This window comes from Streptomyces sp. NPDC127119, assembly GCF_042677425.1.
Lineage (GTDB): Bacteria > Actinomycetota > Actinomycetes > Streptomycetales > Streptomycetaceae > Streptomyces.
This window is the reverse complement of the sequence record NZ_JBHXTO010000001.1, coordinates 283,059-304,401: the sequence shown is the minus strand read 5'-3', so window position 1 is coordinate 304,401 and position 21,343 is coordinate 283,059. Positions and strand designations below refer to the sequence as shown.

Here is a 21,343-nt window from a genome sequence, read left to right as displayed (position 1 = left end):
CCCGAACCCCGGGTCCTCACACGCCGTACAGGCTGGAAATCCAGCCCGTCCGGCGCTTGAGGACAAAGGGGGCGAGGGGCGCAGCCCCATGCCTGGACGGGAACGGGTAGGGGCGGCGGGGGCGGATCAAATGCTCTGCCAGGCCTCCAGGGCCAAGCCCGGTTCCGGCTTTCGGTGGGTGAGGAGCAGCGCGCCCGTGGACGGCGCGAGGGTCGCCGCGACCACCCGCCCCTCCTCGTCCTCGGCGAGCGCCACCACCGCGTCGGCGGGCAGCTCCGGACCCGAGTCCGTCCACCACGCCCCCGCCGACTCCTGCTCCGTGGGATACGCCGCGAAGGCGACCCGCCCACTCGCCGACCGCTGCGCGAGCAGCGTGCAGTCGACGCCGTCGAGCGTGCAGCGGATCGCGGAAACCGCCCCGGGTCCCGCGCAGTTGAGGAGTTCCACCGGCTCCGCGCCGGCCCGCCACGCGCACACGGTGTCGTTGTCGTCCGTGTAGAACAGCGTCACGTGGTCGTCGGAGGTGGTCAGCGCCCGCAGGGTGCCCGGCCGGACCGCCACTTTCAGGGGTTCCTCGTCGAGGGCGGGGATGTGGCCGGGACCGGCCTGCGTCCAGCGCAGGATGCCGGCCGGCGTGGCCGCGTACAGCTCGACGAGGCCGGACGCGCGGGTGACGGCGGCGAGTTCGCCGGTGACCTCGCGGCCCTTGAGGTCGCGCCAGGGGCCCCAGCCCCCGCGCTCCTTCTGGCCGCGCATGCTGACCCCGCCGCCCTTGTTGCGTACGAAGACGTGGGCGCGGCCCTCGGCGTCCACGGTGACGGCCGGTACGCCGGTCTGGCCGCCCTTGGCGTTGGGGTGCCCGAGCGGGTTCCAGTCGAGGGCGGCGAGGTGCGGCCTGAAGTGGGTCGAGTGGACGAGTCCCGCCTCCCCGGCGACGGTGGGACGCCAGGAGACCAGGTGGGCGTAGGAGTCGCTTCCCTGGCCCACGGCGAGCACCGGGTTGAGGCGCTGGTCGCCGCCGACCGCGCGGGGTGCCGTCCAGGGGCCGCCGGGACGCTGTTCGGCCCAGCACCACACCGCTTCCCGCAGTGGAGCGTAGGCGCTGAGTCTGCCGTCCCGGCCGCGTATGAGCCAGGCACCGTTGAGTGTGCGGACCATTGACACTCCCCCACTCTAATCAGGTCGTGTGATCGCCCTCCGTGCGACCCTGGCCCTATGGACGCCGCCCCGCTCGTGATCGTCGACGCCGCCAATGTCGTGGGGTCCGTCCCCGACGGCTGGTGGCGCGACCGCCGGGGCGCCGCGGAGCGCGTACGGGACCTGCTCGTCCCGTACGCCGACGAGGGCCTCCCGGGCCTCGCGGGGCCCCTGGAGCTGGTCCTCGTGGTCGAGGGCGGCGCCCGCGGGGTGACGTCCGTGCCCGGGGTGCGGGTCGAGTCGGCGCCCGGCAGCGGGGACGACCGGATCGTGGAGCTGGTCGCCGAACACCCGGACCGCGCGCGCCTGGTGGTCACGGCGGACCGGGAACTGCGGCGCAGGGTAACGGAGTTGGGCGCCGAGGTCACCGGCCCGAGGACCGTACGCCCGTAACCCCGTACCGCCCCCTACGGAGCTTCGGCCGCCTTCTCGTCCCGGCCGAGGCGGCTGTGCGAGCGGCCGTACAGGAAGTACACGAGGAAGCCGAGGGCCATCCAGATGCCGAATCGCAGCCAGGTCTCGGCGGGCAGGTTCAGCATCAGCCACAGGGAGGCGAGGACCGAGACGATCGGCAGGATCGGGACCAGCGGGGTGCGGAAGGCGCGGGGCAGGTCCGGGCGGGTGCGGCGCAGGATGATCACGCCGACCGCGACCACGACGAACGCGAACAGCGTGCCGATGTTCACCAGTTCGGCCAGCTCGCTCAGGCTGGTGAAGCCGGCGACGATCGCGATGATCACACCGAGCAGGATGGTCGGCCGGTGCGGGGTCCTGAAGCGCGGGTGGACGTGCGAGAAGAAGCGCGGCAGCAGTCCGTCGCGGCTCATCGCGAAGAAGACCCGGGTCTGGCCGAGCAGCAGGATCATGCAGACGGTCGTGAGGCCGACGGCGGCGCCGAAGCTGATGAAGCCCGCGTACCAGGGGTGGCCGGTGGCCTTGAAGGCGTCGGCGAGCGGGGCGTCCACGGACAGCTCGGTGTAGTGCTGCATGCCGGTCACGACGATCGACACCGCGACGTACAGCGTGGTGCAGATGACGAGCGAGCCGAGGATGCCGCGGGGCATGTCGCGCTGCGGGTTCCTGGTCTCCTCGGCGGCCGTGGCGACGACGTCGAAGCCGATGAAGGCGAAGAAGACGACGGAGGCGGCGGTGAAGATGCCCATCACGCCGAAGTTGGAAGGCGCCCAGCCGAACATCAGCTGGATGAGCGGCGAGTCGAGACCGCTGCCCGCGTCCACGGGCTTCGCCTTCGGGACGAACGGGTCGTAGTTGTCGCCCTTGACGAAGAAGGCACCGGCGATGATCACGACGAGGACGACGGTGACCTTGACGGCGACCACGACGGCGGTGACCCGCGCGGAGAGCTTCGTACCGACCACGAGGATGCCGGTGAGCACCAGGACGAGGGCGGCGGCGAGGATGTCGAAGCCGAAGCCGTCGGCGCCCTCCCTGCCGCTGAGCGCCGCGGGCAGGTGCCAGCCCGCGTTGTCGAGCAGCGACGCGATGTAGCCGGACCAGCCGACCGCGACCACCGCGGTGCCGAGCGCGAACTCCAGCACGAGGTCCCAGCCGATGATCCAGGCGGGCAGCTCACCGAGGGAGGCGTACGAGAAGGTGTACGCGGAGCCGGCCACCGGGACGGTGGACGCGAACTCGGCGTAGCAGAGCGCGGCGAGCGCGCAGACGACCCCGGCCACCACGAAGGCCAGGGCGACGGCGGGACCGGCGTTGTTCTTGGCGACCGTGCCGGTGAGGACGAAGATGCCGGTGCCGATGATGACACCGACGCCGAAGACGGTCAGATCCAGGGCGGACAGGGATTTCTTGAGCGCGTGCTCCGGTTCCTCGGTGTCCTGGATGGACTGCTCGATCTTCTTCGTCCTGAAGAGGGTGTTGCTCACGGGCGTACCTCCCACGCTTGTCGTCCTCGACATGATCGAGAGGGGGCGTCGTCCGTATGCCCCGGCACGTGGGTTTTAACGCGAATGGGCCGGTTCCACCACCGTAAAGGGTGCGGGAACCGGCCCACTCGGGCGTGTCTCAGTCGCGGGCGGGCTCCGGTGTGGCGTGGGCCTGGTCGTACCGGCCGTCGAGCTTGGAGACGAGGCCGGTGACCTGCCGGGCGATGTCCGGTGCGGTCAGTCCGATCTCGGCCATGACCTCCTTGCGGGAGGCGTGGTCGAGGAAGCGCGGCGGGATGCCGAAGTCGCGCAGGGGTACGTCCACGCCGGCGTCGCGCAGGGCCTGGGCGACCGACGAGCCGACGCCGCCGACGCGGGAGTTGTCCTCGACGGTGACGACCACGCGGTGCCGCTCGGCGAGCGGGGCCATGGCCTCGTCGACGGGTTTGACCCAGCGGGGGTCGACGACGGTGGTGGTGATGCCCTGCTGGTCGAGGAGACCGGCGATCTCCAGGCACATCGGGGCGAGCGCGCCGACCGAGACGAGGAGCACGTCCGGGGTGTCGGTGCCGGGCTCGCGCAGGACGTCCATGCCGCCGACGCGGCCCACGGCGGGTACGGCCGGGCCGACCGCGCCCTTGGAGAAGCGGACCACGGTCGGCGCGTCCGTGACCTGGACGGCCTCGCGCAGCTGGGCGCGGACCTGGTCGGCGTCACGGGGCGCGGCGAGCCTGAGGCCCGGGACGACCTGGAGGATCGACATGTCCCACATGCCGTTGTGGGAGGCGCCGTCGGTGCCGGTGACACCGGCCCGGTCGAGCACGAAGGTGACACCGCACTTGTGCAGGGCCACGTCCATCAGGACCTGGTCGAAGGCGCGGTTGAGGAAGGTCGCGTAGACCGCGAAGACGGGGTGCAGTCCGCCGGTGGCGAGGCCCGCGGCGGAGACGGCGCCGTGCTGCTCGGCGATGCCGACGTCGTAGATGCGGTTCGGGAAGGCGTCCGCGAACTTCTTCAGGCCGACCGGCTGGAGCATGGCCGCCGTGATCGCGACGACGTCCTCGCGCTCCTTGCCGAGCGCGACCATCTCGTCGCCGAAGACGGAGGTCCAGTCGGCGCCCGAGGCCTTCACGGGCAGGCCCGTGTCGGGGTGGATGGGGCCGATGCCGTGGAAGCGGTCCGCCTCGTCCCGCAGGGCGGGCTGGTAGCCGCGGCCCTTCTCGGTGAGGCAGTGCACGATGACCGGGCCGCCGAAGCGCTTGGCGCGGGCGAGCGCGGACTCCAGGGCCTCCATGTCGTGCCCGTCGATGGGCCCGACGTACTTCAGGCCGAGGTCCTCGAACATGCCCTGCGGGGCGATGAAGTCCTTGAGGCCCTTCTTGGCGCCGTGCAGGGTCTCGTAGAGGGGCCTGCCGACGACCGGAGTGCGCTCCAGGAGGTCCTTGCCGCGGGCCAGGAAGCGCTCGTAGCCGTCGGTGGTGCGCAGGGTCGCCAGATGGTTCGCGAGGCCGCCGATGGTGGGCGCGTACGACCGCTCGTTGTCGTTGACGACGATGACGAGCGGGCGGTCCTTGGCGTCGGCGATGTTGTTCAGCGCCTCCCAGGCCATGCCGCCGGTGAGCGCCCCGTCGCCGATGACGGCGACCACGTGGTCGTCCTTGCGGAGGACCTCGTTGGCCTTGGCGAGACCGTCGGCCCAGCCGAGGACCGTGGAGGCGTGGCTGTTCTCGATGACGTCGTGCTCGGACTCGGCCTGCGAGGGGTAGCCGGACAGGCCGCCCTTCATCTTGAGCTTCGAGAAGTCCTGGCGGCCCGTGAGCAGCTTGTGGACGTAGGACTGGTGTCCGGTGTCCCACAGGATCCGGTCCTTGGGGGACTCGAAGACCCGGTGCAGGGCGATGGTCAGCTCGACGACGCCGAGGTTGGGGCCGAGGTGGCCGCCGGTCTTGGACACCGCGTCGACCAGGAAGGTCCTGATCTCGTCCGCGAGCTGGTCCAGCTGCTCCAGGCTGAGCCGGTCCAGATCGCGCGGTCCCTTGATGCGGGTCAGCAGCGGCACCCGTGCCTCCTTGCAGTAGAGCGATCGAGCTTTGCCGGGCCTGTCGAGTCTAATGTTCCGTCTTTCCCCCCGACGCCCGGGCTGTGCGTCGTACATCACGCGTTCGGCCGTACATCCTCTTCCCTACCAAACCCCCCAACGAACACAAAAGTGCCCGGCACCACCATCGGCGCCGAGCACTTTCTCAGAGGGGCTCCGCCCCTCAGGGGCGCGGGGAACTGCGCGACCAGCCAAAACGGACCCGCAGCCCCCTACGAACAGCAAGCCCCCGGACCTGAGGGGCAACCACGAACCCCTACGCGCGACCCGCGGTCTTCTGCGTCTTGCGCGTGATCGAGTCAATGACAACCGTGGCCAGAAGCACACCACCAGTGATCATGTACTGAACCGGCGTGGCGATGCCCTCCAGGGCGAGGCCGTACTGGATCGAGGTGATCACCATGACACCGAGCAGCGCGTTCCATGTGCGGCCACGGCCACCGAAGAGGCTGGTGCCGCCGATGACGGCCGCCGCGATGACGTTCATCAGGAGGTCACCCGCACCGGCGCTCTGGTTGGCCGCGGCGATCTTCGAGGCCCAGAACAGACCGCCGACGGCGGCGAAGAAGCCCGCCAGGGCGAAGACCGAGACACGGACCGCCGTGACGTTGATACCGGCACGACGGGACGCCTCGACGCTGCCGCCGAGCGCGAAGATCTTGCGGCCGTAGCTGGTGCGGCGCAGGACGAAGTCGCTCAGGACCAGGACCAGGATGAAGAGCAGCAGTGCCAGCGGCAGGCCCTTGTACTGGTTGAACATGATCGCCGCGGCGAACGCCACGATCGCGAGCAGGACCGTGCGCATGATCAGGTCGCCCAGCGGCCGGGACGGGATGCCCGCGGCCTCGCGGCGGCGGCTGTCCAGGAAGCTCGTGACGAAGAAGAGCACCACGGCGACGAGCGCGAGGCCGTAGGCGGCCGCGACGTCCGAGAAGTAGTACGTGGTCAGCTTGCCGACCACGCCCTCGCCGTCGATGTTGATCGTGCCGTTCTCGCCCAGGATCTGGAGCATGAAGCCGAGCCAGAACAGCAGTCCTGCCAGGGTGACGGCGAACGCGGGGGCGCCGATCCGGGCGAAGAAGAAGCCGTGGAGCGCGCCGATGGCCGCACCGCTCGCGAGGGCGATGAGGACGGCCAGCCACTCGTTCACACCGTGCGTGACGCTCAGTACGGCGGTGATGGCACCCGCCACACCGCTGACCGAGCCGACCGACAGGTCGATCTCGCCGAGCAGCAGCACGAAGATGATGCCGACCGACATCATGCCGGTGGCGACCATCGCGACGGCGATGTTGTTGAGGTTCTCGGCGGAGAGGAAGGCCGAGTTCAGGCTCTGGAAGATGATGCAGATGACGATGAGGCCGAGGACGACCGGGACGGAGCCCAGGTCACCGCCCTTCATCTTCCGCTTGAACTCGCCGACGTAGCCGGCCAGGCCCTGCTCGCGCACGAGCAGCCTGGGGTCGACCACGGTCACCGCGTCGGCGGCGGCCTCGGGGTTCGCGACGGCGTGCTCGTCCGTGCTGGCGGAGGTCTTGTCGATGCTCACTTCTGAGCCTCCCCGTTGCTGCGCGCCGCACGGCGGGTCACGGCGTTGTCCGTGGCACCGGTGATGGCGGAGATGATCTCTTCCTGCGAGGTCGCCTTGACCTCGAAGACGCCGTTGTTGCGGCCGAGCCGGAGCACGGCCACCTTGTCGGCGACGGCCTTCACATCGGCCATGTTGTGGCTGATGAGCAGGACGGCGTGGCCGCGCTCGCGCAGCCGCTCGACCAGGTCGAGGACCTGGGCGGTCTGCTCGACACCGAGGGCCGCGGTGGGCTCGTCGAGGATGACCAGCTTGGGCTCACCGAGCATGGAGCGGGCGATGGCCACGGTCTGGCGCTGACCGCCGGAGAGCGAGGCGATCGGGATGCGCACGCTGGGGATGCGGATCGACAGCGTCTGGAGCAGTTCGCGCGAGCGGCGCTCCATCTCGACCTCGTCCAGGATGCCGCGCTTCTTCAGCTCACGGCCCAGGTAGAGGTTGCCGACGACGTCGATGTTGTCGCACAGCGCGAGGTCCTGGTAGACCGTCGCGACACCCAGGTGCTGGGCGTCGTGCGGCTTGTTGATCTGGACGGCCTTGCCGTCCCATTCGATGACACCCTCGTCGATCGGGTGCACGCCGGCGATCGTTTTCACCAGCGTGGACTTTCCGGCGCCGTTGTCGCCCACCAGGGCGACCACCTCACCGGCGTGGACCTCGAGCTCTACGTCGGTGAGCGCCTGAACGGCACCGAATCGCTTCGAGACCCCGCGCAACGCCAGAACAGGCGTAGCGGACACGTTAACCATCTCCTTCGCCGCCTGACCCGGCGGGAGGTTGTGCAGAAGAGTTTGGGGGGAGGAAGTGTTCCGTCCGGCGCCCCGCCCTAGCTGCGGGGCTGGTGATTGCGGGGCGCCGGAGGGGCTTCGGGTACGACCGTCCCTCATGGACCGCATTCTCGCGGACCACAGACCCGTACGGGAATTCAGTGGACCGAATTCCCGTACGCGGTAAGGGACTTGTCGTTGCCTACTTCAGGCCGGCCTTGTCACAGGCGGCCTTGAACTTGGCGGTGCAGATCTCGTCGATCGTGTAGATGCCGTCCTTGATGACGGTGTCGTTGATGTTGGCCTTGGTCAGCGAGACGACCGGGACCAGCACCGACGGGACGCCCTTGGTGGTGGGGCTGTCGACCGAGTCCTTGGCGATGGAGTCGAGCTTCTCGCCCTTGGCGAGCGCGACGGCCATCTGCGCGGCGACGTCCGCCTCCTGCGGGTAGGACTTGTAGACGCTCATGAACTGGTCGCCCGAGACGATGCGCTGCACACCCGCGAGCTCGGCGTCCTGGCCGGTGACGGGCGGCAGCGGGGAGACGCCCGCGGCCTTGAGGGCGGTGATGATACCGCCGGCCATGCCGTCGTTGGCGGAGTAGACGCCGACGATCTTGTCCTTGCCGATCGCCGAGATGGCGCCTTCCATGTTGGCGTTGGCGTTCTCCGGCTTCCACTCCTTGGTGTCGTACGACTTGGCGATGTCCACCTTGCCGTCGAGCTGGGAGAGGGCACCCTTCTTGAAGAGGGCGGCGTTCGGGTCGGTGACCGCGCCGTTCATCATGACGATCTTCGCGGAGGGCTTGGCCTTGTCGCCCAGGGCCTCCAGGAGCGCCTTGCCCTGGACGCGGCCGACCTCTTCGTTGTCGAAGGAGGTGTAGGCGTCGATCGGGCCCTCGGCGAGGCGGTCGTACGCGACGACGGGGATGCCGGCGTCCTTGGCCTTCTTCACGCCGTTGGCGATGGCCTTGGAGTCCACCGCGTCCACGATCAGCACGTCCACCTTGTTGGTGATCATCGTGTCGACCTGCTGGGACTGCGTGGTGGCGTCCTGCTTGGCGTTGGCGTAGACGATCTCGCCCTTATCGTTCGTGAGCTCCTTGACCTTCTTCTCGATCAAGGGCTTGTCGAACTTCTCGTACCGCGCGGTCTGGTTCTCCGGAAGGAGGAGGCCGACCTTGATGTTGTCGCCCTTGGCGGCGGACTTCGTGGAGTCGCTCTTGTCGCCGGACTCCTCGGCGCTGCCACAGGCAGCCAGCGAGACGGCCATCGCACCAGCGGCAACGGCAAAGGCGGCGCGACGCATACGCGTATTCACTTCAGAAACCTCCCTGACGAGGCCGCGACGTTGCGGCCGAGGTGGCTGGAAGTCAACTCGGCCGCACGTGCGACGTCAAGAAGTAAATCCTTAACGGAATGGCAACGCTGCCATCCGTTCTCTAAGTGAAGGCAGGTGTTACAGCGGTGAGCGATCCGTCCAAAAGGGTTGAATCGCCCATCTCGCCCAGCGCGAGGGCGAGTGCCCCTAGGACCTCCGCCCGACCGCCAAGTGCCCCTGGCAGAACGGATAGTTGACGTGCCGCACTGGGGATCGCATAGCGGCCGACGGACTCCCTGATGGGGCCCAGCACGAGCTCTCCGGCCTCGGCGAGATCACCGCCGAGCACCACCCGGCTCGGATTGAGCAGGTTGCACAGATTCGCCACTCCACTGCCGATATGTCGGCCGACGTCGGCGATCACCCGACGACAGCCAGGATCTCCGTCCCGTGCCAGCCGTACGACACCTTCCATGGTCAGATCCGTGCCGTGGCTGGACTGGAGAAGCGGCAGCACGTAGCGCGCCGCCGCGAAGGTCTCCAGGCAGCCCCGGTTGCCGCAGCGGCAGACAGGGCCGGACTCGTCAAGAGTAATATGCCCGATTTCTCCCGCTGTGCCACCCGGGCCGCGGTAGATCTCGCTGTTGATCACGAGTCCGGCGCCGACACCGCTGGCCACCTTGATGTAGGCCAGGTCACGGACGCCCCTGCCGCTCCCCCAGACGAGTTCCCCGAGGGCTCCGAGGTTGGCGTCGTTGTCGACGTGCACGGGGACGCCCAGACGCCCCTGGAGCTCCTCCGCGGGCTTGGTGCCGGTCCAGCCCGGCAGGATCGCGGTGGAGCCGAGCGTGCCGGACTCCACGTCGATCGGCCCGGGCACGCCGAGACCCACCCCCGCGACCTTCGAACGCTCCACGCCGGTGGCCGCGATCAGGCGGTTGACCAGCTGTTCCGCCCGGTCGAAGCCCTGTGCGGCGGACGCGTCCACATCGAGCGGCTCGGACTCCTCGGCCAGCACCTGGTGGGCGAGGTTGCCGACGGCGACCCGCAGATGCGTATGGCCGAAGTCGACGCCGATGACAATGCCGGCGTCGCCGCTCAGGCTGACGCTGCGGGCCCTTCGGCCACCGGCCGAGGTGGGTGTGACCTCGACCGTCCCGCCGTCCTTCAGCTCCCGCACGATGTTGGAGACCGTGGCCGCGGACAGGCCCGTCGTCCTCGCGATCTCCGCCTGCGTGAGCGACCCGGCCAGGCGCACCGCGCGTACGACCCGTTCGAGATTGGCTCGGTGCAGCGACGACTGCGACCCCGGAGTCTCCACGACGACCTCCTGCGTACGGGGTCGCCTCGGTGAGACCCCGTCTATGTCCAACTAGTGAACTCTAAGCAGAGCCGTTGGCGTCGACTCCCGTCAAGAGGTTGAGCAAGAGAGGGGCGTGCGGGCGCCCGTGACGCGAGGGTGGCCCCGGCTCCAATCCGGGACCACCCTCACAAACCGAACCGATGACCCGGCCGTTACTTGAGCGCCCCCGCCGTCAGCCCCTGCACGACCTGGCGCTGGAAGACGATGTACGCGGCCAGCACGGGCAGCATCGCCATCACCAGGCCCGCGAACAGTCCGGACCAGTCACCCTTGTAGCCCTGGCTGACGGCGAGCTGGACGAGGCCCTGGGTGAGCACCTTGTTCTCCGGCTCGGTGTTGAGCACCGTCGGCAGCAGGTACTGGTTCCACTGCCCCAGGAAGTTGAAGATGGTGATGCTGATCAGGCCGGGCTTGGCCATCGGCAGCATCACCTGGAAGAACGTCCTGGTGTGCGAGGCGCCGTCCACGAAGGCCGCCTCGGCCACCGAGGTCGGCAGGGTGCGGAAGAACGACGTCATGAAGAACACGGTGAACGGCAGCGAGTAGCCGATGTAGACCAGGATCAGTCCGGGCAGCGTGTTCAGCAGGGCGAGGTTCTGCATGACGTAGAACAGCGGGACCAGCGCCAGGATGATCGGGAAGCTCATCCCTCCGATGAAGAGGAAGTAGATGAAGCGGTTCCCGGGGAACTCGAAGCGCGCGAGGACGTACGCGGCCATGGAGCCCAGCAGCATGGTGCCGAGGAGCGAGAACCCCACCACGATGATCGTGTTGAGGAAGTAGTCGCTCATGTTCGCTTCGGTCCAGGCGCGCGACCAGTTGTCGAAGTGCAGCGTGTCGGGCAGCGCCCAGGGCGAACTGAAGATCTCCTTGTCCGTCTTGAAGGAGGTCATCACCGCCCAGAGCAGCGGCATCGCGACCATGAACGCCCAGAGGATCAGGAAGCCGTGCGAGAAGACGTTGAGCGTCCTGCCGGTGGCCTTCTCCCGCGGCGCGGACGAGGGCGCCGTCTTCGCTACGGGTGGCCGCTCCCCCGTGGTGTCGGCGGGAGGCGTGTCGGTCGTCTTCATGCGTGGCCTCCTCGCGGCTCGGTGAACTCGGTTCGCATCAGTACTCCAGCCGCTCGCGTCGGCCCAGCTTCATCACGACCGCCACGAACAGCAGCGTCACGAAGAGCAGGGCGACACCGATCGTCGTCGCGTAGGCGGCCTGGCCGTCGCGGAACGCCTTCTGGTAGACGTACAGCGGCAGGACGGTCGTCGAGTAGTCGGGACCGCCGGGGCCCACGGTCATGATCTGCACGACCGCGAAGGACTCGGCGCCGAGCGCCAGGATGCCCACGTAGGCCCAGCCGGACTGCACGGTGTCCCAGAGCAGCGGCAGGGTGATCCTGAAGAAGGTCGTGATGCGGTTCGCGCCGTCCAGCAGCGCCGCCTCGTAGTAGTCCTTGGGGATGGAGGCCATTCCCGCGGAGAAGAGCACCACGAAGAATCCGACGGTGCACCAGACCAGGACCGCGAAGATGCACCACAGGGCGAAGTCCGGGTCACCGAGCCAGTCGGGCTGCACGCTGTCCAGACCGATCGCTTTCAGGAACGAGTTGATCGCACCGCTGTTGGGGTTGAAGGCGAACTGGAACAGCAGCGCGACGATCGCGATCGACAGCACCTGCGGAAAGAAGTAGACCACCTTGTAGAAGGCGGATCCCCGGACTCCGGTGATCGCGGCATTCTTCCGCCGCCGTCCTCCGACATTGAGCATGAAGGCGAAGAACAGCGCCAGGGTGAGCGTCACCAGCGGCAGCAGCACCACCAGCATCACGCTGTGCTGCAACGACTTCCAGAAGACCTCGTCGTCCAGCAGTCTCGTGTAATTCTTGAAGCCCACCATTTTGAACTCGGGGCTGAGACCGCTCCAGTCCGTGAACGAGTAGTAGATGGACTGGATGAAGGGCCAGATGACGAACAGGCCGTAAATGGCCAGGGGGGCCGTCAAGAACCCCACGATGAAACGGTATTTACCGTGTTGCATTCCTACCGACCCGATCTTCCCGCGGGGGGTGCCGTCGACGCCGCACAACGAGAACCGGGGCCCCGGAAGGTGTCCGGGGCCCCGGCCGCGCTCACTGGTGCTTGTAGTGCTGGATGCTGTCGTCCTTGGCCGCCTCGTCGGCGTAACCCTGGATCTTCTTGATGGCCTCGACCGGGGTGAGGCGGCCGGCCATCATCTCGCCGAGGCCGCCGACGCCGATCTTCTCCTTCTGGAGCGCCACGTACCAGTCCTGGATGCGCGGGTTGACCACGTTGTCGCCGGCCTTCTCCAGGGCCGCGACCCCGGACTTCAGACCCGGTGTCAGCTCGATGCCGTCGGTGCCGCCGTTGAAGGCCGTCAGCGACTTGACCGACGAGGTGAAGTTCTTCGACGAGGCCTCGCCGAGCATGATGCGCAGCTGCTCCATGCCGCCCTCGGTGTTCTTGGCCTTCGCGGGGACGATGAAGGGCTCGCCGCCCGAGGCCCAGATGGTGCCGAAGGGCATCTTGTCCGAGCTGTCGATGCCGCTGGGCGCGTTCACCGCGAGGTCGAAGTCCTTCGGCATGGTCTTCGCCGCCTCGTTCTCCACCCAGGAGCCGTTCGGGATGAAGAGCGCCTTGCCCTCGGTCCAGGCGGTCTGGGACTGGATGTGGTCCAGGCCCGGGGTGCCCTTGAGGATGTAGCCCTTCTTGTACAGCTCGTAGTACGCCTCGAAACAGGTCTTGACGGCCGGGTGCTTCCAGGCGTTCGGCTCCAGGTTGTCGATGGCGTCCAGGACCTCACGGCCACCGACCTTGGCGATCATCGGGTAGAGCGAGAAGGGGACGTAGTACGGGTACTTGCCCGCGTACGTCCAGCCCGCGATGCCCTTCTTCTTCGCCTTGGCGCAGACCGCGAGCATGTCGTCCCAGGTCTCCGGGTACTCCGCGTCCAGGCCGTCCAGCGCCTTCTGGGAGTACCACACGCCGTAGACGGTGTACGCGTAGTACATGATCCAGACCGGGTCGCCGTCGAACTGGCCCATCTCGACGATGCCGGGGCGCAGGGTGTCGCGGACCTTCTTGGCCGGGTCGTCGTAGGACGGCGAGTCCAGCAGCGTGGTGAGGTCGGCGAGCTGCTTCTTGCCGACCAGGACACCCATGTCCATCTGCTCGGCACCCGAGTTGTCGATCAGGTCCGGCGGGGTCCCCTGGTTGAAGCGCGGCTGCAGGACCGACTGGATCTTCTGGGTCGAGGAGAACTTGACCTTCGCCTTGGGGAACTTCTTCTCGTAGACGGCCTTGGCGTCCTCGGCGTACTGCGTGCCGAAACCGCCGTCGAAGATCACGATCTCCAGCGGCGCGGTCTCATTGACGGCGAGCGGGTTCTCCTTGGTCTTCTTGCCCTTGTCGACCTTTTCATCGCCGCCGCTGTCGCCGCTGGCACACGCGGACAGAAAGCCCATCGTGGGTACGGTGATCAGACCGAGCGCGGCGGACCGCTTGATCAGGTCGCGCCGGCCGACACCCTCGCGGTCGTTGTGTGCGGAAGTGGATCCCATGCTCAAGTCCTCGCCTTCGTCAGGACTCAGGCGGTGAACCGGACCCTCCCCGGCACCGCGGTTGGTACTGCATTACCCGGGGGAAACCCCCGGTCCCCCGGCAGGAAAAACAGGTCGGACGGTCTGCCCGGCGCTTGAGCGAGGGAACATCAGTAGAGCTGGATCGTGCCTGGAATACCGGGAGCCGCAGGAATGCGCGGCACGTCGCTGTTCGCCGTGCCCCCTCGCCTGCCGGCAACCACCTGCCCGCGACCGGTCGAACGATCGGGCGGACGCCGACAGGTATAGTCCACTTCCCGCCAACGGAGCAAGATCGAATGCACAGTTGGCCGACACTCTTTCCCGAAGTGAGACCTCGCGGAAATATGAGCTGCCCGCAGGCTTGTCACACAGGGCGTGATCAGGCAACGATCAGTGCCCGAACAGGTAGCCGACAGGTGGGCCCACGAGGGGGCCGTCGAGTCGGCTTTCGGCGGTACCCCCGTACGCCACATACAACACCCTTGACATCACTGGTCACTTGACTCCCTACTGGACCTGCGCAGCGAATTTGACAACGTTGTCCAGGCGCACGTGACAGGGAGGGTGCTGGCGCATGCACCACAGATCTCGGCAAGGGTCTCTGTACAGATCCCGGCTCGGAACGAGGCACGGGTGGGGTTCCACGGCGGTCCTCGGAGCGGCCGCATTCGCACTGGTGGTGGCCTCGCAGGGCGCCGCCGTAGCCCGTCCCGGTGAAGCGGCGGCGGCGGATCGGGAGTTCGGTTCCTCCTTCGAGACGGGTGAACCCGCACCCGACTGGCTCAACACGGTCGACACCTCGGCGGACGGCACCAAGCGCGCCTCGGGGGTCGACGGCGGGTTCAGCAGCGGCATCCCCGGCAATGTGACGGACCACGTCACGGAGGTCCGCGCGAGCGCCGAGAACACCGGCGGGGGCGAGGTGAAGGAGAACCTCACCGATGTCGAGCCCAGCACCAAATGGCTGACCTTCGCGCCCACCGGCTGGGTGGAGTTCGAGCTGGACGCCCCCGTCAAGCTGCTCACGTACGCGCTCACGTCGGCCAACGACCACGACGAGCGCGACCCCGTCGACTGGACCTTCCAGGGCTCCACGGACGGCAAGGACTGGAAGACCCTCGACACCCGGGCCGGCGAGTCCTTCGGCGAGCGGTTCCAGACGAAGTCGTACAAGCTCGGCGAACCGGCCGAGTACCAGCACTTCCGGCTCGACATCACCAAGAACAAGGGCGCCTCCGACGCCCTGCAGCTCGCCGACGTCCAGTTCTCCACGGGCGACGAGGAGGACCCGACGCCCAAGGACATGCTCTCCCTCGTGGACCGCGGTCCGAGCGGCTCCCCGACGGCCAAGGCGGGCGCGGGCTTCACCGGCAAGAAGGCGCTGCGGTACGCGGGCACCCACAACGCGGACGGCCGCGCCTACTCGTACAACAAGGTCTTCGACGTGAACGTGGCCGTCGGCCGCGACACCGAGCTGGCGTACCGGATCTTCCCGTCGATGGCGGACGGCGACCGGGACTACGACGCCACGAACGTGTCGGTCGACCTCGCCTTCACGGACGGCACCTACCTCAGTGATCTGCGCGCCCAGGACCAGCACGGGTTCGCGCTGACACCGCAGGGCCAGGGCGCCTCGAAGGTGCTGTACGTCAACCAGTGGAACAACGTCACCTCGCGGATCGGCTCGGTCGCGGCCGGCCGGACCGTCGACCGCATCCTGGTCGCGTACGACTCCCCGAAGGGGCCCGCCAAGTTCCGCGGCTGGCTGGACGACGTCAAGCTGAGCGTGCAGAAGCCCGGGAAGCCGAAGGCGCACCTCTCGGACTACGCGTCGACCGTCCGCGGCACCAACTCCAGCGGCGGGTTCTCGCGCGGCAACAACTTCCCGGCCACGGCCGTGCCGCACGGCTTCAACTTCTGGACCCCGGTGACGAACGCGGGTTCGCTGAGCTGGCTGTACGACTACGCGCGCTCCAACAACGCGGACAACCTGCCGACCGTCCAGGCGTTCAGCGCGAGCCACGAGCCGAGCCCCTGGATGGGCGACCGGCAGACCTTCCAGGTGATGCCGTCGGCCGCGTCCGGCACCCCGGAGACGGGCCGCACCGCCCGCGCGCTGCCCTTCAGGCACGAGAACGAGACGGCACGCCCGTACTACTACGGCGTGACGTTCGAGAACGGGCTGAAGACGGAGATGACGCCGACGGACCACGCGGCGGCCCTGCGGTTCACCTTCCCCGGTGACGACGCGAACGTCCTCTTCGACAACGTCACGGACCAGGCGGGCCTGACCCTCGACAAGGAGAGCGGCACCTTCACCGGCTACTCGGACGTGAAGTCCGGGCTGTCGACGGGCGCCACCCGCCTCTTCGTGTACGGGACCTTCGACGCGCCCGTGAAGGACGGCAGCTCCACCGGGGTCAAGGGCTACCTGAAGTTCCAGCCCGGCGCGGACCGCACGGTCACCCTGCGCATCGCGACCTCGCTCATCAGCATCGACCAGGCCAAGGACAACCTCCGCCAGGAGATCCCGGACGGCACGTCCTTCGACAAGGTCAAGTCGCGCGCCCAGCAGGCGTGGGACAAGATCCTGGGCAAGGTCGAGGTCGAGGGCGCGACCCCCGACCAGCTGACGACGCTGTACTCCAGCCTCTACCGGCTGTACCTGTACCCGAACTCCGGCTTCGAGAAGGTCGGCGGCAAGTACCAGTACGCCTCGCCGTTCTCGGCGATGCCGGGCCCGGACACCCCGACGCACACCGGCGCGAAGATCGTCGACGGCAAGGTGTACGTCAACAACGGCTTCTGGGACACCTACCGGACGACGTGGCCCGCCTACTCGCTCCTGACGCCCGGCCAGGCCGGTGAGATGGTCGACGGCTTCGTACAGCAGTACAAGGACGGCGGCTGGACCTCGCGCTGGTCCTCGCCCGGTTACGCGGACCTGATGACCGGCACGTCCTCCGACGTGGCGTTCGCCGACGCGTACGTCAAGGGCGTCGACTTCGACGCGGAGTCGGCGTACGACGCGGCCGTGAAGAACGCGACCGTCGTGCCGCCCTCCTCGGGCGTCGGCCGCAAGGGCATGACCACCTCGCCCTTCATCGGCTACACGAGCACCGACACCCACGAGGGCCTGTCGTGGGCGCTGGAGGGCTACCTCAACGACTACGGCATCTCCAAGATGGGCGAGGCGCTCTACAAGGAGACCGGCAAGAAGAAGTACAAGGAGGAGGCCGCGTACTTCCTCAACCGCGCCCAGGACTACGTCAACCTCTTCGACTCGAAGGCCGGCTTCTTCCAGGGCCGGGACGCCAAGGGCGACTGGCGGGTGGCCTCCGACACGTACGACCCGCGTGTGTGGGGCTACGACTACACGGAGACCAACGGCTACGGGTACGCGTTCACCGCGCCGCAGGACTCGCGCGGGCTGGCCAACCTCTACGGCGGCCGGTCGGGTCTCGCGGAGAAGCTGGACACGTACTTCGGCACCCCGGAGACCGCCGGGCCCGAGTTCGTCGGCTCGTACGGGGGCGTCATCCACGAGATGACCGAGGCCCGCGACGTCCGCATGGGCATGTACGGGCACTCCAACCAGGTGGCCCACCACGTCAACTACATGTACGACGCGGCCGGCCAGCCCTGGAAGACCCAGAAGAACGTGCGTGAGGTCCTCTCGCGGCTCTACACGGGCAGCGAGATCGGCCAGGGCTACCACGGCGACGAGGACAACGGCGAGCAGTCGGCCTGGTACCTCTTCTCCTCGCTCGGCTTCTACCCGCTGGTCATGGGCAGCGGCGAGTACGCCGTCGGGTCGCCCCTGTTCAAGAAGGCGACCGTGCACCTGGAGAACGGCCGGGACCTCGTCGTGAAGGCCCCGAAGAACAGCGCGAAGAACGTCTACGTGCAGGGCCTGAAGGTCAACGGCAAGAAGTGGACGTCGACCTCGCTCCCGCACTCGGTGCTCTCGCGCGGCGCGGTGGTCGAGTTCGACATGGGATCGAAGCCGTCCTCGTGGGGCACCGGCAAGAACGCGGCGCCCGTGTCGATCACGCAGGACGACAAGGTGCCGGCTCCCCGGACCGACGCCGTCAAGGGCGAGGGCCCGCTGTTCGACAACACCTCGAACACGAACGCCACCGTCACGTCCGCCGACCTGCCGACCGCCGACCCGGTCAAGGCCGTGCAGTACACGCTGACGTCGGCCGACGGGGCCAAGGCTCCCAAGGGCTGGGTCCTCCAGGGCTCGTCCGACGGAACCACGTGGAAGGACCTCGACAAGCGTTCCGGGCAGTCCTTCGCCTGGGACAAGCAGACGCGGGCCTTCTCGGTGACGGCACCCGGCACGTACGCCAAGTACCGCCTGGTCCTCGACGGTGAGGCGACGCTGGCGGAGGTGGAACTCCTGGGCTGACCCGGCCCTTCACCCGCACACGGCACCGGTTACCGCAGGACGGTAACCGGTGCCGTGTCGTTGGCGGGGTCGGGGTCGCGGCGGTCGGTGTCGGCGGTGTCGATCACCCGCACACCGCCCTCGCCCGGCCCGCCGAGCCGGAGCGTGAACTCGAAGGTGCCCGACTCCCCCGCTGCGAGCCCGCTCCGCACGGGGCAGGAGTACGTGCCCTTGTCCAGCTCGCAGGAGGGCTCGTACACGTCCTCGTCGATGGCCTCCTCGGGCTGCCCGACCACGGTGGCGCCCGGCGGCGGGGTGAACAGCAGTCTGGTGCTCCCGGGGGTGGCGGGCCCGTTGTTGCGCACCTTCAGGCGCACGGTGTGCTCGGTGCCCCGCGCGCCGCTCACCTCGACGGGGAGGACCTCGAAGTCGGCGTGGGTGTCCACCTGGACCTCGCTCCCCACGTCACCGCCGGCGAACGTCCCCTCCAGGTCGGGTCCCTTCGCGGTCGCGGCCGTCAGCCGCGGGCCGTCGCCGGGGTCGCCGCCCTCGGGTACGACGCTGTACTGCGCGGGGCCCATGTCCAGGGCCCACGCCTGCTGGCTGAACGAGGTGTACAGCTGCGTGGTGGCGACGTCCAGCGTCAGATCCGGGTGGAGGACGACCGCCTTCCCGGCGGGGATGTGCAGCTCGGGGAACTCGCACACCGCGAGAGTGCCCTTCTGCGCCCCCGGATAGCGGCAGTTGCGGTGCCGGCCCTCGAAACTCAGTCCGCTGCCGACGCCGAGCATCAGCCCGACGCCCCGCACGGGCACCTCCCCGGTGTTGCGGACCACGAGGGGTGCGCGCAGGACGGAGCCGGGCCCGACGTCCTCGAACAGCTTCGTCGTGCGCACCTTGACGACGGGTTCGCCGACGACGACCCGGGTGCGGGCGGTGAGCGTCCTCCCCTGCTTCGTACTGAAGCGGAAGCGGACCGTCTCGCTGTCGCCGGCCTTCCCTCCCGGGGCGGCGTACGGATAGACCCGGTCCAGGTCGGACCAACTGTCGTAGACGCCGCTCACCTTGCAGACGACCCGGGTGGCGGATCCGGAACAGCGGGGGTTCTTCTTGCGGATGTCCGAGATCTTGAGCCGTACGGCCTGCCCCGACCCGGTGACGTCCACGGTGAGCCGGTGGTCCTGCGTGCTGAAGTCCCTCCTGGCCTGTACGTCCTCGGCCTGGACGTGGAAGGGCATCTTCTTCTCGGGCCCGGAGCCGTCCCCGTGCGGCCGGAGATAGAACAGGTCCGGCACCGCGATCGACGACTTCTTCCCGGTGTCCGCGAGGGTGCCGCAGCCGGTGAGGCCGCCCAGCGTCAGCAGCATCACCAGTGCCAGGCGGACGGCAGCCGGGCGCCGTACCGTGTCCCGCTCGTTCATGAGCCCTCCCGCGGGAGACCGTACCAACCTCAGAAGTGGCTCAAGATTCCAACTGGGCTGCCTGTGCGCTCCGTTGGAGAGGTAGAGTCGTTTTGAGACCGCCGGACAACGTTGTCGTGTCCGTGGTCCGCACGACCTCATCCCCTCCGGCCAGGCATTCCCCCGACCTGCCCGGCTCGCGGACCCGGTGGATTACGGCCACCGGGTCCGCCCAGAGCAGCCCGGGAGAATCCCGCCCCGGAGCGTACGGGGCCGGTCCCGGACCGGCTCAGCCCGGCCGGCACGGCAGAGCGGTCTCCGTATCACCTCCGGAGCCCTGGACGACGTAACCGAACGTGGTGCTCTCGCCCGGATCGAGCGACCCGTTCCAGTCGGCGTTGTGGACCATCACGTTCTGACCGCTGTACGTGGCGTTGCCGCTCCAGAGACTGGCCACGGACTGCCCGGTCGGCAGCGACCAGTCGACCATCCAGCCGAGCAGCGGCACGTCACCGCTGTTGGTGACGGTCACCTCGGACTGGTAGCCGCCCGACCAACTGCCCGTCGTACGGCGGGCTGCGGAGCAGGCGCCGGCCGGGGGCTCGGTCGGGTTGCCCGGGTCGTGGATGCCGGTCACCTCTCCGTTGCCGCCGTCGAAGACGATGTCGGAGCAGGAGTAGAAGGTCTCCGCGCTGTCCGAGCGCTGCCAGACCATGTAGACGAGGTGGCGGCCCGACTTGCCCGCCGGAAGCCGCCCGGACCAGGAGTAGTTGGCCTCGACCGTGCCCGGGGAGCCGTTGAGCGGCGGGTGGTCGACGCTCAGGAACGGCTGCGCCTCGATGTCGTTCCAGGTGAGCGCCTTGGTCGGGTCGTAGCCGTCCTTGGTGAGGTAGACGTAGAACCAACCCGGGTGCGCGGCCCAGGCGTTGTAGGAGAAGTCGACGGTCGCGCCCGAGGTGAGGTGGGTGAGCGGCCAGTCGGCGCTCGGGGTGTTGAAGCCGGTGAAGTTGGTGTTGCCGCCGCTGCACAGTTCGCCGTCCGGCACGAAGCCGCGGGTGCGGCCGGCCCCGTCGGAGCGCAGGACCGAGAACCAGTTGTAGAACGGCGTCGTGCCGCTGACCTGCTGGGCCGCCTTGCAGGCCGGGTTGATCGGCTTGATCTCACCGGTGTCGGTGAGCGCGTCCTGCCAGCACAGGAAGGTGCGGCTGGCGGGCTTCATCGGGGTGCCGTGGGCCTCGGCCTCGCCGCCCGCCGAGACGACCAGGCCGAGGGCCGGGACCGTGACGACCAGGGCCAGCAGGATGAGGAGGAAGGCTCTGCCGCGGGCGGGAAGCGGGAAGCCGCGCAGCGGTGAGCGGCGTGGGGCGCGTGGGGGGCGCTCGGGTGGCGGGGCCGGCGTTATTGTCAGGCTCATGACAGTACTGACCATCCCTTCGTTCACAGGCCGTGTGGGGTGCGCGTGGTGTACGTGCGGGATGTGTGGGGTGGGGGCGGTCCCGGGGCGGGTTCCGGTCCACCCGGAATGGGAGCGCTCCCACCCCACGTGCTGTCGAAGCTAGCGCGGCGCGATGCACATGTAAACGGCTGACGCGCGAGGGCCGCACCCCGACGGGTGCGGCCCACGCGAAGTCGGGTGGCACTGCGACGCCCAACGCGCCGGGTGCCCGCAGCGGGGGGGGGGGGTCCTGAGGGAGTGGTGTGGGAGAAGCTACTTGCCCTTGTG

Annotated in this window: 14 protein-coding genes; 2 read left to right on the top strand and 12 right to left on the bottom strand. The window is 68.5% G+C overall.

Annotation, left to right across the window (positions count from 1 at the left end):
* Positions 1-126 precede the first annotated feature (126 nt).
* Positions 127-1,158 (bottom strand): hypothetical protein, encoded by a 1,032-nt coding sequence (locus ACFVH5_RS01045; RefSeq protein WP_385831010.1) that lies wholly within the window; start codon positions 1,156-1,158, stop codon positions 127-129.
* 57 nt (positions 1,159-1,215) lie between these two features.
* On the opposite strand from ACFVH5_RS01045, the gene ACFVH5_RS01040 reads away from it, so the two are divergent.
* Positions 1,216-1,590: an NTP pyrophosphohydrolase gene (locus ACFVH5_RS01040; protein WP_385831008.1), complete on the top strand. Its 375-nt coding sequence runs from the start codon at positions 1,216-1,218 to the stop codon at positions 1,588-1,590.
* Positions 1,591-1,604: 14 nt separating this feature from the next.
* Here ACFVH5_RS01040 and ACFVH5_RS01035 read toward each other — a convergent pair whose 3' ends face one another.
* From ACFVH5_RS01035 to ngcE, 9 genes are all read right to left on the bottom strand, one after another.
* Positions 1,605-3,098 (bottom strand): amino acid permease, encoded by a 1,494-nt coding sequence (locus tag ACFVH5_RS01035; protein WP_385831006.1) that lies wholly within the window; start codon positions 3,096-3,098, stop codon positions 1,605-1,607.
* Positions 3,099-3,237: 139 nt separating this feature from the next.
* Positions 3,238-5,157, bottom strand: a complete 1,920-nt coding sequence (gene dxs / locus ACFVH5_RS01030) for a 1-deoxy-D-xylulose-5-phosphate synthase (RefSeq protein WP_384815341.1) — start codon at positions 5,155-5,157, stop codon at positions 3,238-3,240.
* A gap of 295 nt (positions 5,158-5,452) precedes the next feature.
* Positions 5,453-6,745: a sugar ABC transporter permease gene (locus tag ACFVH5_RS01025; RefSeq protein ID WP_384815339.1), complete on the bottom strand. Its 1,293-nt coding sequence runs from the start codon at positions 6,743-6,745 to the stop codon at positions 5,453-5,455.
* Positions 6,742-7,533 (bottom strand): ATP-binding cassette domain-containing protein, encoded by a 792-nt coding sequence (locus tag ACFVH5_RS01020; RefSeq protein ID WP_189777611.1) that lies wholly within the window; start codon positions 7,531-7,533, stop codon positions 6,742-6,744. Before ACFVH5_RS01020 ends, ACFVH5_RS01025 begins: the two co-directional genes overlap by 4 nt.
* Positions 7,534-7,753: 220 nt before the next feature.
* Complete coding sequence (locus tag ACFVH5_RS01015) at positions 7,754-8,860, bottom strand: substrate-binding domain-containing protein (RefSeq protein ID WP_385831015.1); 1,107 nt, start codon at positions 8,858-8,860, stop codon at positions 7,754-7,756.
* 133 nt (positions 8,861-8,993) lie between these two features.
* Positions 8,994-10,193 carry an ROK family protein gene (locus ACFVH5_RS01010; RefSeq protein WP_385831004.1) on the bottom strand — a complete coding sequence of 400 codons (1,200 nt, stop codon included), beginning with the start codon at positions 10,191-10,193 and terminating at the stop codon, positions 8,994-8,996.
* 194 nt (positions 10,194-10,387) lie between these two features.
* Positions 10,388-11,305 (bottom strand): carbohydrate ABC transporter permease, encoded by a 918-nt coding sequence (locus tag ACFVH5_RS01005; protein WP_384815334.1) that lies wholly within the window; start codon positions 11,303-11,305, stop codon positions 10,388-10,390.
* A 37-nt stretch (positions 11,306-11,342) separates the two neighbouring features.
* Positions 11,343-12,266, bottom strand: coding sequence for a carbohydrate ABC transporter permease (locus tag ACFVH5_RS01000; RefSeq protein ID WP_384815331.1), 924 nt, complete (start codon positions 12,264-12,266; stop codon positions 11,343-11,345).
* Positions 12,267-12,357: 91 nt separating this feature from the next.
* A complete protein-coding gene (gene ngcE, locus ACFVH5_RS00995) occupies positions 12,358-13,806 on the bottom strand; it encodes an N-acetylglucosamine/diacetylchitobiose ABC transporter substrate-binding protein (protein WP_384815328.1) in 1,449 nt (482 codons plus the stop codon).
* Between the two features lie 694 nt (positions 13,807-14,500).
* Here ngcE and ACFVH5_RS00990 point away from each other — a divergent pair.
* Positions 14,501-18,241 carry a GH92 family glycosyl hydrolase gene (locus tag ACFVH5_RS00990; RefSeq protein ID WP_385831014.1) on the top strand — a complete coding sequence of 1,247 codons (3,741 nt, stop codon included), beginning with the start codon at positions 14,501-14,503 and terminating at the stop codon, positions 18,239-18,241.
* A 29-nt stretch (positions 18,242-18,270) separates the two neighbouring features.
* Here ACFVH5_RS00990 and ACFVH5_RS00985 read toward each other — a convergent pair whose 3' ends face one another.
* Positions 18,271-19,641, bottom strand: a complete 1,371-nt coding sequence (locus ACFVH5_RS00985) for a hypothetical protein (RefSeq protein WP_385831002.1) — start codon at positions 19,639-19,641, stop codon at positions 18,271-18,273.
* Positions 19,642-19,909: 268 nt separating this feature from the next.
* The gene (locus ACFVH5_RS00980; RefSeq protein WP_385831000.1) at positions 19,910-21,034 is read right to left on the bottom strand and encodes a lytic polysaccharide monooxygenase; all 1,125 of its coding nucleotides are present in this window, start codon (positions 21,032-21,034) and stop codon (positions 19,910-19,912) included.
* Positions 21,035-21,343 lie beyond the last annotated feature (309 nt).